Source organism: Pseudomonas sp. S3_B11 (assembly GCF_054667715.1).
Genome location: NZ_CP162749.1, coordinates 5,840,405 through 5,854,555 on the forward strand (window position 1 = coordinate 5,840,405; position 14,151 = coordinate 5,854,555).

Annotated in this window: 13 protein-coding genes; 6 read left to right on the forward strand and 7 right to left on the reverse strand. The window is 61.7% G+C overall.

Going from position 1 to position 14,151, the window contains the following annotated elements; translation table 11 throughout:
• Positions 1-95: 95 nt before the first annotated feature.
• A complete protein-coding gene (locus AB4O22_RS26125; protein WP_003196380.1) occupies positions 96-1,097 on the reverse strand; it encodes a phosphate ABC transporter substrate-binding protein PstS in 1,002 nt (333 codons plus the stop codon).
• Between the two features lie 239 nt (positions 1,098-1,336).
• A complete protein-coding gene (locus tag AB4O22_RS26130; RefSeq protein WP_003196378.1) occupies positions 1,337-2,635 on the reverse strand; it encodes an MFS transporter in 1,299 nt (432 codons plus the stop codon).
• Positions 2,636-3,012: 377 nt separating this feature from the next.
• Here AB4O22_RS26130 and AB4O22_RS26135 point away from each other — a divergent pair, with 377 nt between their 5' ends.
• Both AB4O22_RS26135 and AB4O22_RS26140 read left to right on the forward strand, forming a co-directional pair.
• Positions 3,013-3,417, forward strand: a complete 405-nt coding sequence (locus AB4O22_RS26135) for an acyl-CoA thioesterase (RefSeq protein ID WP_003177184.1) — start codon at positions 3,013-3,015, stop codon at positions 3,415-3,417.
• A 57-nt stretch (positions 3,418-3,474) separates the two neighbouring features.
• On the forward strand, positions 3,475-4,374 hold the full coding sequence (locus AB4O22_RS26140; RefSeq protein WP_003196376.1) for a D-hexose-6-phosphate mutarotase: 900 nt from the start codon (positions 3,475-3,477) through the stop codon (positions 4,372-4,374).
• Positions 4,375-4,500: 126 nt separating this feature from the next.
• Here AB4O22_RS26140 and AB4O22_RS26145 read toward each other — a convergent pair whose 3' ends face one another.
• The 5 genes from AB4O22_RS26145 to AB4O22_RS26165 form a co-directional block, all read right to left on the reverse strand.
• Positions 4,501-5,037: a DUF3299 domain-containing protein gene (locus AB4O22_RS26145; protein WP_013691991.1), complete on the reverse strand. Its 537-nt coding sequence runs from the start codon at positions 5,035-5,037 to the stop codon at positions 4,501-4,503.
• Positions 5,038-5,126: 89 nt separating this feature from the next.
• On the reverse strand, positions 5,127-5,372 hold the full coding sequence (locus tag AB4O22_RS26150; RefSeq protein ID WP_003196372.1) for a GlsB/YeaQ/YmgE family stress response membrane protein: 246 nt from the start codon (positions 5,370-5,372) through the stop codon (positions 5,127-5,129).
• Between the two features lie 102 nt (positions 5,373-5,474).
• On the reverse strand, positions 5,475-6,560 hold the full coding sequence (locus AB4O22_RS26155; protein WP_003196370.1) for a 5-(carboxyamino)imidazole ribonucleotide synthase: 1,086 nt from the start codon (positions 6,558-6,560) through the stop codon (positions 5,475-5,477).
• 12 nt (positions 6,561-6,572) lie between these two features.
• Positions 6,573-7,064: a 5-(carboxyamino)imidazole ribonucleotide mutase gene (purE, locus tag AB4O22_RS26160; RefSeq protein WP_003196369.1), complete on the reverse strand. Its 492-nt coding sequence runs from the start codon at positions 7,062-7,064 to the stop codon at positions 6,573-6,575.
• A gap of 241 nt (positions 7,065-7,305) precedes the next feature.
• Positions 7,306-8,223, reverse strand: a complete 918-nt coding sequence (locus AB4O22_RS26165) for a LysR substrate-binding domain-containing protein (RefSeq protein WP_003196365.1) — start codon at positions 8,221-8,223, stop codon at positions 7,306-7,308.
• A gap of 180 nt (positions 8,224-8,403) precedes the next feature.
• On the opposite strand from AB4O22_RS26165, the gene aspA reads away from it, so the two are divergent.
• The 4 genes from aspA to AB4O22_RS26185 all read left to right on the forward strand — a co-directional run bounded on the left by aspA (position 8,404) and on the right by AB4O22_RS26185 (position 14,122).
• Entirely contained in the window at positions 8,404-9,828 is a 1,425-nt protein-coding gene (gene aspA, locus AB4O22_RS26170) for an aspartate ammonia-lyase (protein ID WP_003196363.1), read from the forward strand.
• 487 nt (positions 9,829-10,315) lie between these two features.
• Positions 10,316-11,767: an alanine/glycine:cation symporter family protein gene (locus AB4O22_RS26175; protein ID WP_003196361.1), complete on the forward strand. Its 1,452-nt coding sequence runs from the start codon at positions 10,316-10,318 to the stop codon at positions 11,765-11,767.
• 136 nt (positions 11,768-11,903) lie between these two features.
• Positions 11,904-12,908, forward strand: coding sequence for an asparaginase (locus AB4O22_RS26180; RefSeq protein WP_223472421.1), 1,005 nt, complete (start codon positions 11,904-11,906; stop codon positions 12,906-12,908).
• Between the two features lie 221 nt (positions 12,909-13,129).
• Positions 13,130-14,122 (forward strand): AraC family transcriptional regulator, encoded by a 993-nt coding sequence (locus tag AB4O22_RS26185; protein ID WP_003196356.1) that lies wholly within the window; start codon positions 13,130-13,132, stop codon positions 14,120-14,122.
• Positions 14,123-14,151: the final 29 nt, after the last annotated feature.

Consider the following 14,151-nt stretch of genomic DNA (forward strand, 5'->3'; position numbering starts at 1 on the left):
TCGCAAAGTCAGTCAACATCCCTGTTGAATGCACTGACCTCTTCGCGAGCAAGCCCGCTCCCACAGGAGTCCGGACTTCGGCCCGGGCTCAGGTATTACTTCTTGGCGACGCTGCCGCCTTCCGACAGACCCAGGTCAGCCAGTGCCTTGGCGGCGACTTTGGCTGGCAGCGGGATGTAACCGTCCTTGACTACAACTTCCTGGCCTTGCTTGGACAGGACCAGCTTCACGAACTCGGCTTCCAGCGGGGCCAGAGGCTTGTTCGGTGCCTTGTTGACGTAAACGTAGAGGAAACGCGACAGCGGGTACTTGCCGTTCAGGGCGTTTTCTTCACTGTCTTCGATGAACTCAGTGCTGCCTTTCTTGGCCAGGGCCACGGTCTTCACGCTGGCGGTCTTGTAGCCGATGCCCGAGTAACCAACGCCGTTCAGCGAAGAGCTGATCGACTGCACGACCGAAGCCGAGCCTGGTTGTTCGTTGACGTTTGGCTTGTAGTCGCCTTTGCATAGGGCTTCTTCCTTGAAGTAGCCGTAGGTGCCGGATACCGAGTTACGACCGAACAGTTGCACTGGCTTGTTGGCCAGGTCGCCGGTCACACCCAGGTCGCCCCAGGTTTTCACGTCGGCTTTAGCGCCGCACAGGCGAGTCGACGAGAAGATCGCATCGACCTGTTCCATGGTCAGGTGCTGGATCGGGTTGTCCTTGTGCACGAATACCGCCAGGGCGTCCACGGCAACCGGGATGGCGGTAGGCTTGTAACCGTATTTGGTTTCGAAAGCCTGCAGCTCGTTATCCTTCATCTTTCGGCTCATCGGGCCCAGGTTGGAGGTGCCTTCGGTGAGTGCGGGCGGCGCGGTAGAGGAACCGGCAGCCTGAATCTGGATGTTTACGTTCGGATATTCTTTCTTGTAGTTCTCGGCCCACAAGGTCATCAGGTTAGCCAGGGTATCGGAGCCGACGCTGGACAGGTTGCCCGATACACCAGTGGTCTTGGTGTAAGACGGAATTGCCGGGTCAACACCAGCGGCAACCGCGCTGGCGGTCGCAACGCCAGCAGCGACAAACGTCATTGCCGCCATCAAACGCTTCAGTTTCATGCCTTACTCCTAGCAGATAGGGTGTGTTAAGTCGGCCAAGTATCGGTAAGCCGTGTGAACACTCTATGGCTGAAATATGACAATTGGATGAAAGGCCAGTATCGAGTTTTACAAGATGATTCATGCAGCCCCAATCGCGAGCAAGCTCGCTCCCACAGGGGATTTGCGGTGAACGCAGAACCCTTGTGGGAGCGAGCTTGCTCGCGATGAGGCCAGTGCAGTCAGTGAAAGATTCGGGCCTAGCGCCCCTTCTTCCAGAGATAACCGCCCACCACAATCCCGATCCCACAGATGGCCGCCACGTAATACGCTGGCCCCATCGAGCTCTCTTTCAACAGCAGGGTCACGATCATCGGCGTCAACCCGCCGAAGATTGCGTAGGCCAGGTTGTAGGAGAACGACAGGCCGCTGAAACGCACCACGGCCGGGAAGGCATTGACCATGACATAAGGCACCGCGCCGATGGTACCTACCAGCAAGCCACTCAAGGCATACAGCGGAAACAGCCACTCGGGGTGGTCGAACAGGCAGTGGTAGAAGGTCCAGAACGTGATCAGCAGCAAACCGCTACCGAAGACAAACACCCGGCCAGCACCAAAACGATCGGCCAGCACACCCGCACCGATGCAACCTAGACTCAAGAACACGATCGCCAGGCTGTTGGCCTGCAACGCGGTGGTCGGACTGAAGTGGTACACCGTCTGCAGCACGGTCGGTGTCATCAGGATGACCACAATGACGCCGGCCGACAGCAGCCAGGTCAACAGCATGGAAATGGCGATGGCGCCGCGATGATCACGCAGCACGGCCCGCAGCGGCACTTCCTCGGCCAGGGCCTTGCGCAGTTGCAGCTCGGCGAACACCGGAGTTTCGTGCAACCAGCGGCGCAGATACACCGAAAACAGCCCGAACACGCCACCCAGCAGGAACGGGATCCGCCAGGCGTAATCGGCCACCTCCACCGGTGTATAGATGCTGTTGATCGCCGTAGCGACCAGCGAACCCAACAAAATCCCCGCCGTCAGGCCGCAAGTCAGCGTGCCGCAGGCATAGCCGATGTGGCGCGCCGGAACGTGTTCGGAAACGAATACCCAGGCACCTGGCACTTCCCCGCCGATGGCCGCGCCCTGGATCACGCGCATCAGCAACAGCAGGATCGGCGCCCACATGCCGATCTGTGCATAAGTGGGCAGCAGGCCCATGATCAGGGTCGGCACGGCCATCATGAAAATGCTCAGGGTGAACATCTTCTTGCGCCCCAGCAGGTCGCCGAAGTGGGCCATGACGATCCCGCCCAGCGGCCGGGCCAGGTAACCGGCGGCAAATATGCCGAACGTCTGCATCAAGCGCAGCCACTCGGGCATTTCGGCAGGGAAGAACAATTTGCCGACCACGGTGGCAAAGAACACGAAAATGATGAAATCGTAGAACTCCAGCGCACCGCCCAAGGCAGAAAGCGACAGGGTCTTGTAATCGTTGCGGGTCAATGGTCGTGCGGGTTGTGCGGGCGTCGCCGTGCTCGAAGGCGCAGTGGTCATGGCAAGGGCTTCTCTTATAGTCGGTTCTGCAACCCTGGTAACACGGGTTGGGGGCCTGGGCAGGTCCGGCACGATAGCAAATTGTTCGAAAAAGCACATAGAGGTGCGTATTTGATAGTCAAAATCAGAACCGAGTGGTCGTCTCGACGTCTATCGCCCGATATACTCGCAACCTTGCAGTACTCTGTAAGGGGTTGCTGTGCGAAAACGTCGTTGGTGGTGTAGTACCAGAACCAGCCGGTTTCGCAGAGTTTCCCTTTGGCACGCCTTTACGAAAAACGTGACGAACGCAGTATGTTCGGGCTGAATCGTTTTTTACAAAGACGGCTATTCACCTGAAGTACAAGACAGCGTTACGGGTCAGAGGCACCCCCGGCATGATAGAGCTCGAACAAGAAGATCCAATCCCGCAAGGCGACCTGGCCCTGCAAATCACCGCGCTCCCTCGCGAGACCAACGGCTTCGGCGATATTTTCGGCGGCTGGCTGGTGTCCCAGATGGACCTGGCCGGCACCGCCATGGCCAGCAAAGTGGCGGGCGGGCGCGTGGCCACCGTGGCGATCGATCGCATGGCGTTCCTCGTGCCGGTGGCAGTGGGGGCGCAGCTTTCCTTTTACACCCAGGCGCTGGAAATCGGCCGCAGTTCGATCCAGATGATGGTCGAAGTCTGGAGCGACGACCCGCTATCCAGTGAATGGCGCAAGGTGACCGAGGCGGTGTTTGTCTTCGTCGCCATCGACGGCAGCGGTCGCACCCGCTCGGTTCCGCCGCGCGCCCGTTAAACACGGCGGCCGTTTTGCGGTCCATTGCAGTCCCTGTTCCCGAGCGAGATTTGCAACATGCCTACGCCCAACGTCGAAGCCGTCAAACTGGATGAACTGAACGCCTGGCGCATCCGCCACGGTCAGGCCGAGTTGCTGGTGGCCCAACAAGGCGCGCATATCCTCAGTTATCAAGTGGACGGCCAGCCGCCGCTGATCTGGCTCAACGACCAGGCCACGTTCAAGGCCGGCAAGAGCATCCGCGCGGGCGTGCCGGTGTGCTGGCCGTGGTTCGGCAACCTGACGCTCAACCCCGACAGCGTCCAGGCCATGCGCGTGAGCAACGACCCAGCCACCGCCCACGGCCTGGTGCGGACGATGGATTGGGAGTTGAAGGGCATCGAAGCCGAAGGCGAAAGCCTCAAGGTGGAGTTCGTGCTGCCCTACCCCGAGAACGGCCTTTCAGGCTGGCCTCACCAGGTCGACCTGACGCTGGCCATCGTGATGGACGAGCAACTGCATATCCGCCTCACCAGTCATAACCGTGGCCGCGAAACCGTCAGCCTCAGCCAGGCGCTGCACAGCTACTTTGCCGTGAGCGACGTGCGCAACGTGCAGGTCGAAGGGGTCGATGGCTTGAGCTACATCGAGACCCTGGACGACTGGAAAACCGTCACCCAGGCCGGCGATCTGCACTTTGCTGGCGAGACCGACCGCATCTACCTCGACACCCCGCCAAAGCTGAGCATCATTGACCCGCAGTGGGAACGCCGGATCGAGCTGACCAGCAGCGGCTCGCGCTCGGCGGTGATCTGGAACCCCTGGACCGAACGCGCCAAGGCCTTCAGCGACATGGCCGACGACGGCTGGCAGCGCATGCTGTGCATCGAGACGGCGAACGTGATGGACGATGTGGTGACGCTGTTGCCGCAGGCCAGCCATACCCTGGGTGTGAGCATCGGCAGCAAGCCGCTCTAAGCCACACCACAAACCCCAATGTGGGAGCGAGCCTGCTCGCGATAGCGGTGTATCAGTCGATGCAAATATTGACGGTCAGTCCGCTATCGCGAGCAGGCTCGCTCCCACAGTGGACTCGTACCAGACCTACAAATCCGCCTCCTGCACCACCCGCACCTTCTCCGCCTCCAGCGCATACGCCGCACTCGCCAGGTCGTTGTCGACCTTTTCGATCTTCAGCGTGCCGGTCACCCACAGCGGTGTATAGATGTCGTCCAGCTTCAGGCCCTTGGGATAACGCACCAGCACCAACTGATTAGGCGGCGGTGGCGGGACGTGGATGCAGGCGCCGGGGTATGGCACCAGGAAAAACAGCGTACTGCGGCCCTTGGCGTCGGTTTCCAGCGGCACCGGGTAACCGCCGATGCGAATGTGCTTGTCGTTCATCGCCGCCACGGTCTTGGTCGAATACATCACCGCCGGCAAGCCTTTGCTTTGCTTCAGGCCACCTTTTTCGGTGAAGGTGCCGTTGGCTTCGGGGGAGTTGTGGTCAATTTCGGGCATGGCCTCGAGGGCTTTCTGGTCCGACTTGGGCATCAGTTCGAGCCAGTCGGTTTCCGGCAGCTCGGCAGCATGGGCCAGGCCACTGCCCAGCAAAAGAAGGGTCAACACTAGACGGCGCATGAATGGGCTCGGCAATGGGTAGGAAGTGCAACGCCGGGCATTCTAGCCCCCTCTGCGCGCCAGGCAGAGAGGGCTTTGTCGCATTTGGATCAGTTTCTTTTGATCAGGCCGTAGATCACCAGCAATACCACCGCGCCCACCAGGGCCCCGATGAAACCAGCACCTTGGCCGGCCTGGTAGATGCCCAGGGCCTGGCCGCCGTAAGTGGCTGCCAACGAACCGCCGATACCGAGCAGGATGGTCATGATCCAGCCCATGCTGTCATCGCCCGGTTTCAGGAAGCGTGCCAGCAGGCCAACGATCAAGCCGATAAAAATGGTTCCGATGATTCCCATGGCATTGCCCTCTGATTGGATAGCGATGCCAAAGCCCGATCAGGCTTTGGCACTTAGCCATGAGAGAGGTTAGCCGACGAATGGTTCCACCGATGTTGCGGATTATTGCTCGGCGATCAGCGTCTCGACCTTGATGATCTGCTGCGCCAAAGTCGCCCGGTCCGCGCAGCGCAGGTTGGCGTGACCGACCTTGCGCCCGGCCTTGAACGCCTTGCCATAGTGATGCAAATGGCAGTCAGCGATCGACAGAACTTTCTCGCTGTCCGGCACCTTGCCGATGAAGTTGAGCATCGCGCTCTCACCGACCTTGGCGGTCGACCCCAGCGGCAACCCAGCGACCGCCCGCAGGTGGTTTTCGAACTGGCTGCACTCGGCGCCTTCGGTGGTCCAGTGCCCGGAGTTGTGTACCCGAGGGGCGATTTCGTTGGCCTTGAGGCCGCCGTCCACTTCAAAGAACTCGAACGCCATCACGCCGACATAATCGAGCTGCTTGAGTACCCGGCTGGAATAGTCCTCGGCCAGGGCCTGCAACGGATGGTCGGTACTGGCGACGGACAGCTTGAGGATGCCGTCCTTGTGAGTGTTGTGCACCAGCGGGTAGAAACGGATTTCACCGTCACGGGCACGCACGGCGATCAGCGAGACTTCGCCGGTGAACGGCACGAAGCCTTCCAGCAGGCAGGCCACGCTGCCGAGTTCGGCGAACGTACCGACCACGTCTTCAGGTTTGCGCAGGACTTTCTGGCCCTTGCCGTCGTAACCCAGGGTACGGGTCTTGAGCACGGCGGGCAGGCCGATGGCAGCGACGGCGGCGTCGAGGTCGGCCTGGGACTGGATGTCGGCAAAAGCCGGCGTGGGGATGCCCAGGTCCTTGAACATGTTCTTTTCGAACCAGCGGTCACGGGCGATCCGCAAGGCTTCGGCGCTCGGGTAGACCGGAACGAACTGGGACAGGAAGGCCACGGTTTCGGCCGGGACGCTTTCGAATTCGAAGGTCACCAGGTCGACTTCATCGGCCAATTGGCGCAGGTGATCCTGGTCGCCGTAGTCGGCCCGCAGGTGTTCACCCAACGCCGCGGCACAAGCGTCCGGCGCAGGGTCCAGGAAAGCGAAGTTCATCCCCAGCGGTGTACCTGCCAGGGCCAACATGCGACCCAACTGGCCGCCACCGATTACACCGATCTTCATTCGTCAACAACCTCAGGCAATGCGTGGGTCTGGATTGTCCAGGACGCTGTCTGTCTGCTCAGCGCGGAATTTTTTCAGCACGGTATGAAATTGTGGGTGCTTGGCGCCCAGGATGCTCGCCGACAGCAGGGCCGCGTTGATCGCGCCGGCCTTCCCGATGGCCAGGGTCGCGACCGGGATGCCGGCTGGCATCTGCACGATCGACAGCAACGAATCGACGCCCGAGAGCATCGAAGACTGGACCGGCACGCCCAGCACCGGCAGGTGGGTCTTGGCCGCACACATGCCTGGCAAATGGGCGGCGCCACCGGCACCGGCGATGATCACCTCGATGCCACGCGCCTCGGCCTCTTCGGCGTACTGGAACAGCAGGTCCGGGGTACGGTGGGCGGAGACCACTTTCACCTCGTAAGGGATGCCGAGCTTTTCCAGCATATCGGCGGTGTGGCTAAGGGTGGACCAATCGGACTTGGAGCCCATGATCACGCCAACCAGTGCACTCATCGTCGTGCCTCTTCTCTCTGGGCGCCCGCAGGCGCGTCAAAAAACAACAAGCCACGCAGGAAACCGGCGTGGCTTGTTGTACGAATTATGGCCGGGCAAGCCGACCGAAGGCCGGGCAGTATACCGAAAATGGTGCGTTAAACGCACTTTCGCCGACCATCTGTCATTTGCGGTGAAGTGGCGGTTTTATTGACCTCAAAGTCAGTCTTGAGGCAACGCTCCCACAGGGTTTGCAGTGCTATCAAGATCCCGCGGCACCCTGCGCCACGCCACCTTCAAGCTTGCGCCACAACAACCGCACATTGGCCTTGCGCACCAGGGCGCAGCGGTACAGGCGGATCTCCAACGGCACGTGCCATTGCGGGCCGCCGCAGATCACCAGTTCGCCCCGGGCCAGTTCGGCGCGTACGCTCAGGTGCGGCACCCAGGCGATGCCCAGGCCTTCCAGGGCCATGCTCTTGAGGCTGTCGGCCATGGCCGTCTCGTAGATCGTGGTGAACCGCAGCGCCCGCTGGCGCAACAACTGGTTGACCGAACGCCCGAGGAACGCCCCGGCGCTGTAGGCCAGCAGCGGCACGCTGGCCTCGCCCTCAAGGTCGAACAGCGGCTTGCCATCGGCATCGGCCGCGCACACCGGCAGCATTTCGGTCTGGCCCAAGTGCAGCGACGGGAAGATCTCCGGGTCCATCTGCATGGCCGAGTCCGGATCGTAGAAGGCCAGCATCAGGTCGCAGCCCCCTTCACGCAAGGCGTGGACGGCATCGCCGACGTTGGTCGCCACCAGCCGCGTGGCGATGTTCATCCCGTCGTTGCGCAGCTGGGCGATCCAGCGCGGAAAGAAGCCCAGCGCCAGGGAGTGGGCAGCGGCCACTTGTATGACTTCGCCCTGCCCGCCCTCCAGGTGATGCAAATGGCGCAACACTTCACCCAGTTGCTCGACAACCGTGCGCGCCGTCACCAGGAACAACTGCCCCGCGGCCGTCAGCTCGACGGGCGTACGCGAACGGTTGACCAGGGTCAGCCCCAGCGCCGCCTCGAGGCTGCGGATTCGCCGGCTGAAGGCCGGTTGCGTCACGAAGCGCCGCTCGGCCGCCTGGGAGAAACTGCGGGTCGCGGCCAGGGCACTGAAGTCCTCAAGCCATTTGCTTTCAAGATTCATCACGTCCTCCCTTACACGCACCAAAACAGGTCACACGTTCGTCGCACCGCCGACGTCACACCGACATTATGCCGAATATGCATAGGCCAGTGCTTAACAGCATTGGCCCTATTTTTTTTGAGAGCCTAGGATTCGCAGCGTTCCGGCTCAGACCGGGTCCTTATCGAGATGATTTCTATCATGTCCTCCGCTGCATCATTCCGCACAGAAAAAGACCTGCTTGGCGTACTCGAAGTACCAGCGCAAGCGTATTACGGCATCCAGACCCTACGAGCGGTAAACAACTTCCGTCTCTCCGGCGTCCCGATCTCGCATTACCCTAAGCTGGTGGTCGGTCTGGCAATGGTCAAACAGGCCGCCGCTGACGCCAACCGCGAACTGGGTCAGCTCAGCGAAGCCAAGCACGCAGCCATCAGTGAAGCCTGTGCACGATTGATCCGCGGCGATTTCCACGAAGAATTCGTGGTGGACATGATCCAGGGCGGCGCTGGCACGTCGACCAACATGAATGCCAACGAAGTCATCGCCAACATCGCGCTGGAGGCCATGGGCCACCAGAAAGGCGAGTACCAGTACCTGCACCCCAACAACGACGTGAACATGGCGCAGTCCACCAACGACGCCTACCCGACCGCGATCCGCCTGGGTCTGCTGCTGGGCCACGACGCGTTGCTGGCCAGCCTCGACAGCCTGATCCAGGCGTTCGCGGCCAAAGGTGAAGAATTCAGCCACGTCCTGAAAATGGGCCGCACCCAGCTGCAAGACGCCGTGCCGATGACCCTCGGCCAGGAATTCCGCGCCTTCGCCACCACCCTGAGCGAAGACCTGGCGCGCCTGAAAACCCTGGCGCCTGAACTGCTCACTGAAGTGAACCTGGGCGGCACAGCCATCGGCACCGGCATCAACGCCGACCCGCGCTACCAGGCCCTGGCCGTACAGCGCCTGGCGACCATCAGCGGCCAGCCGCTGGTTCCGGCCGCCGACCTGATCGAAGCCACCTCCGACATGGGCGCCTTTGTGCTGTTCTCCGGCATGCTCAAGCGCACCGCGGTCAAGCTGTCGAAGATCTGCAACGACCTGCGCCTGCTGTCCAGCGGCCCACGCACTGGCATCAACGAAATCAATCTGCCAGCCCGCCAGCCAGGCAGCTCGATCATGCCCGGCAAGGTCAACCCGGTGATCCCGGAGGCGGTCAACCAGGTGGCATTCCAGATCATCGGCAACGACCTGGCCCTGACCATCGCGGCCGAAGGCGGCCAACTGCAACTGAACGTGATGGAACCGCTGATCGCCTTCAAGATCTTCGACTCGATCCGCCTGCTGCAACGGGCCATGGACATGCTGCGCGAGCACTGCATCGTCGGCATCACCGCCAACGAAGCGCGCTGCCGTGAACTGGTCGAGCACTCGATCGGCCTGGTCACCGCCCTGAACCCGTACATCGGCTATGAAAACGCCACCCGCATCGCCCGTGTTGCCCTGGAAAGTGGACGCGGCGTGCTGGAACTGGTGCGCGAAGAAGGCTTGCTCGACGACGCCATGCTCGACGACATCCTGCGCCCGGAAAACATGATTGCTCCGCGTCTGGTCCCGCTCAAAGCGTGATCGACACGAACACCGCTCACCAGGTCGAGGGACTAGACACCTCTCACCTTTTGAGGGCTTGGGGATCTTCCCCAAGCCCTTTTTTTAATTGATAGCAGCAAAGGATGACTGAACCTGTGGGAAGGAACCTGCTCGCGATAAACGACGACGCGCTGCCCGTTGTAAACCGCGTCGCCAGCCAACGCGAGCAGGCTCGCCCCCACAATAACCTGACCGAAAGGCCAGGTGTTTCAAAGGTTTCGTTTCGTCGGACGCACCACAACTGTGCAGACGGGCACCGCACTGATAGGTATAGTGCCGCCCCTCTTCGCATGAGTGGTCGTCTGCAGCGAGACCCTTAAACATGCGAAAACCGAACTAATAACAACCCGCGAAAATGGACCGGGACGAAACATCGCCTCACCTGTTGGGCCGCGCACCAACCGATGTAACGCGATATTTCCAAATGGCCAGCATTTGCTTAAACAAAAAACAGCGAGGAATACTCATGCTTGAAGTCATCAACGACTTCCTCTCAGGGAAAGTGCTGATCGTGCTCATTGTCGGGCTCGGGAGCTATTTCACGATCCGCTCGCGTTTCGTCCAGTTCCGTCATTTCTTTCATATGTTCGCGGTGTTCCGTGACAGCCTGAAGAGCAGTGCTGGCCAGCTCAGCTCGTTCCAGGCCTTGATGCTCAGCCTGGCCGGTCGTGTCGGCGCGGGCAACATCGCCGGTGTCGGCATCGCCGTGACCCTCGGTGGTCCTGGTGCGGTGTTCTGGATGTGGGTGACCGCGTTGGTCGGCATGTCCAGCAGCTTCTTCGAGTGCTCCCTCGGCCAGCTCTACAAGCGCTGCGACTCCGAAGGCCAGTTCCGTGGCGGCCCGTCCTACTACATCCAGCACGGCCTGCAGAAGCGCTGGTTGGGCATGATCATGGCGGTCCTGTTGCTGGTCACCTTCGGCTTCGCCTTCAACGGCCTGCAAGCCCACGCCGTCACCCACTCCCTGAACAACGCCTTCGGCTTCGACACCACCTACACCGGCCTGGGCCTGGCGGTGCTGCTGGGCCTGGTGTTCATCGGCGGGATCAAGCGCATCGCCAAGGTGGCTGACCTGCTGGTACCGGTCAAGACCCTGGCGTACATCGCCGTGACCATCTACGTGATCGTGCTGCAGTTCGAACATGTACCGGGCATGCTGGCGACCATCGTCAAGAGCGCCTTTGGTCTGGACCAGGCCTTCGGCGGCCTGATCGGCAGCGCCATCGTCATGGGCGTCAAGCGTGGCGTGTTCGCCAACGAAGCCGGCCTGGGCAGTGCGCCTAACGTCGCTGCTGTCGCGTCGGTCGAGCACCCGGTAGCCCAAGGCGTGGTACAGGCATTCAGCGTGTTCCTGGACACGTTCGTGATCTGCACCTGCACCGCGCTGCTGATCCTGCTGTCGGGCTTCTACACCCCGGGCTTCGAAGGCGACGGCATTGCCCTGACCCAGAACTCCCTGGCGGCCGTCGTGGGTGACTGGGGCCGGGTATTCATCTCCGTGGCCTTGTCCTTGTTTGTGTTCACCTCGATCCTCTACAACTACTACCTGGGCGAGAACAACCTGCGCTTCATGCTGGGTGAGAACCGCAAGGCCCTGATCGCCTACCGTGCACTGGTCCTGGTCCTGATTTTCTGGGGCGCCATCGAAAACCTCAGCACCGTGTTCGCCTTCGCCGACATCACCATGACCCTGCTGGCGTTCGTGAACCTGATCGCGCTGTTCCTGCTGTTCAAGGTCGGCATGCGCATCCTGCGTGACTACGATGACCAACGTTCGGCCGGCATCAGGACCCCTGTCTTCGATTCCAGCAAGTTCCCGGACCTGGATCTGGACCGCAAGGCTTGGCCTGCCAACCCATCGGCGTCGGTTGCCAATCCTGACACCGCTGTTGCTGGCGCGACCGCAGCGCAACGCTGATCGGTACAAGCTGTTTGGAAAAAACCGGGCGCATCCCCTGCGCCCGGCGTGACACAGCCTGAGGTCGGCGTCATGCTCGGCCTTATGTTGTGGCAGCTAACCCAAGCTGCCGTTTTCGTCCTCGGAGAACAACCCCATGAATGGCTCGACCTACCCTGCCGCCCAGCACGTCATGGTGCTCTACACCGGCGGCACCATCGGCATGCAGGCCAGCGCCCACGGCCTGGCTCCGGCATCCGGTTTCGAAGCGCGTATGCGTGATTACCTGCACAGCCAACCCGAACTCGTCGTCCCGCAATGGCGCTTCCGGGAAATGTCGCCGCTGATCGACAGCGCCAACATGACCCCGGCCTACTGGCAGCAACTGCGCGAAGCGGTGGTCGATGCCGTGGATGTGCAGGGCTGCGACAGCGTACTGATCCTGCACGGCACCGACACCCTGGCCTACAGCGCTGCAGCGATGGGCTTCCAGCTGCTGGGCCTGCATGCGCGGGTCTGCTTCACCGGCTCGATGCTGCCCGCCGGCGTGACCGACAGCGACGCCTGGGAAAACCTCAGCGGCGCGCTGGTCGCTCTTGGCCAGGGCCTGGCGCCGGGCGTGCACCTGTACTTCCACGGTGAGCTGCTGGCGCCAACCCGTTGCGCGAAAGTGCGCAGCTTTGGTCGTCACCCGTTCAAGCGCCTGGAACGCCAGGGCGGAGGTGTCAAAGCCTCCTCGCTGCCGGCGCAGTTGAATTACAACCAGCCCAAGCAACTGGTAAACATCGCAGTGTTGCCGCTGTTTCCCGGCATCAGCGCGCAGGTCCTCGATGGCCTGCTGGGCAGCGGTGTCCAGGGCCTGGTGCTGGAATGCTACGGCAGCGGCACCGGGCCGAGCGACAACCCGGCCTTCCTCGCCAGCCTGGAGCGGGCGCGGGACAGCGGCGTGGTCGTCGTGGCGGTGACCCAATGCCATGAAGGTGGCGTCGAGCTGGACGTGTATGAAGCTGGCAGCCGCTTGCGTGGCGTTGGCGTGCTGTCCGGCGGCGGCATGACCCGCGAAGCCGCGTTCGGCAAGTTGCAGGCCTTGATTGGCGCCGGGCTGCCAGTGGAAGAGGTTCGGCGGCTGGTAGAGCTGGACCTGTGTGGCGAGCTGAGCTGAGCTTAGACGCTGCAAAACCTGTGGGAGGGGGACACTTGTGGGAGCAAAGCTTGCTCGCGATGCAGGCGACACAGATCAACTGTAAGGTCGCGTCATCGTTCTTCGCGAGCAAGCTTTGCTCCCACAGGTCTACTCCCACATTAGAGGTTGTGTTGAACCTTCGATTTTCATCCGGCATATAACTTGCTCCGTTTCCAGCCTTCCCCAGGCTGGAAACGGACATGCTTCATTCCCACCTCACCACCCTCAACGCCGTCTCCCTGGTACTGAGCGCCTTCAAGAACCAAGGGCTGTCCAGTGAGGCATTGCTGGCCGGCAGCGGTATCAGCGCGGCGGACCTGAGCCGGGCCGATACGCGCATCACCACCAACCAGGAGATGCAGGTCTGCGCCAACGCCGTGGCCCTCAAGCGCGACATCGGCCTGGAGCTGGGCCTGCGCATGCACGTTTCGTCATACGGCATGCTCGGCTATGCGCTGCTCACCAGTGCCACCTTAGGTGACGCCTTGCGCCTGGCGCTGCGCTATCCGGCGCTATTGGGAACACTCTTCGAACTGAACCTGGACGATGACGGCCAGCACATCTGGTTCAGCGCCAGCGATTATCGGGAGAACCCGGCCCTGGCGGTGTTCAATGCCGAGTTCTGCATGGTTTCGCTGAAGGTCATCTGTAACGACCTCCTTGGTCATGCACTACCCTTGCGTGCGGCACGCTTCGAACATCCGGCGCCCGATTACCAGGCGCGCTACGCCGCACTCTTCGATTGCCCGGTGCGCTTCGACAGCGTCGATAACGCGTTCGCCTTCGAGCGCCACTGGCTCGACCAACCCTTGCCCCTGGCCGACCCCATCACCCATCACGCCATGGCCGAACGTTGCCGCCGGCAGAATACCGAGTTCACCGGACGCCAGGCCTGGCTGGGGCGGATCCGCCAGTTGCTCGACGCCCAACTGAACGCCGCCCCCGGGCTGGAAGGCCTGGCCGAACAGATGAACTGCTCGGCGCGCACCCTGCGCCGCCACCTCAAGGACCTGGGCTGCAGCTACCAGGAACTGCTGGACGAACTGCGCTTCGAACGGGCCAAGCAGATGCTCTGCGAGGACCAATTGCCGATCTATCGAATCGCCGAACGACTGGGCTTCAGCGAAACCGCCAGCTTCCGCCACGCCTTCGTGCGCTGGAGCGGCGTGGCGCCAAGCCAGTTCAGGGCCTGATTCCCTGTGGGAGCAAGGCTTGCCCGCGA

Bases quoted from the DNA above. Each gene is read 5' to 3' on its own strand.
- AB4O22_RS26125 (WP_003196380.1), bottom strand. From the start codon at position 1,097: ATGAAACTGAAGCGTTTGATGGCGGCAATGACGTTTGTCGCTGCTGGC.
- AB4O22_RS26130 (WP_003196378.1), bottom strand. From the start codon at position 2,635: ATGACCACTGCGCCTTCGAGCACGGCGACGCCCGCACAACCCGCACGA.
- AB4O22_RS26135 (WP_003177184.1), top strand. From the start codon at position 3,013: ATGATAGAGCTCGAACAAGAAGATCCAATCCCGCAAGGCGACCTGGCC.
- AB4O22_RS26140 (WP_003196376.1), top strand. From the start codon at position 3,475: ATGCCTACGCCCAACGTCGAAGCCGTCAAACTGGATGAACTGAACGCC.
- AB4O22_RS26145 (WP_013691991.1), bottom strand. From the start codon at position 5,037: ATGCGCCGTCTAGTGTTGACCCTTCTTTTGCTGGGCAGTGGCCTGGCC.
- AB4O22_RS26150 (WP_003196372.1), bottom strand. From the start codon at position 5,372: ATGGGAATCATCGGAACCATTTTTATCGGCTTGATCGTTGGCCTGCTG.
- AB4O22_RS26155 (WP_003196370.1), bottom strand. From the start codon at position 6,560: ATGAAGATCGGTGTAATCGGTGGCGGCCAGTTGGGTCGCATGTTGGCC.
- purE (WP_003196369.1), bottom strand. From the start codon at position 7,064: ATGAGTGCACTGGTTGGCGTGATCATGGGCTCCAAGTCCGATTGGTCC.
- AB4O22_RS26165 (WP_003196365.1), bottom strand. From the start codon at position 8,223: ATGAATCTTGAAAGCAAATGGCTTGAGGACTTCAGTGCCCTGGCCGCG.
- aspA (WP_003196363.1), top strand. From the start codon at position 8,404: ATGTCCTCCGCTGCATCATTCCGCACAGAAAAAGACCTGCTTGGCGTA.
- AB4O22_RS26175 (WP_003196361.1), top strand. From the start codon at position 10,316: ATGCTTGAAGTCATCAACGACTTCCTCTCAGGGAAAGTGCTGATCGTG.
- AB4O22_RS26180 (WP_223472421.1), top strand. From the start codon at position 11,904: ATGAATGGCTCGACCTACCCTGCCGCCCAGCACGTCATGGTGCTCTAC.
- AB4O22_RS26185 (WP_003196356.1), top strand. From the start codon at position 13,130: ATGCTTCATTCCCACCTCACCACCCTCAACGCCGTCTCCCTGGTACTG.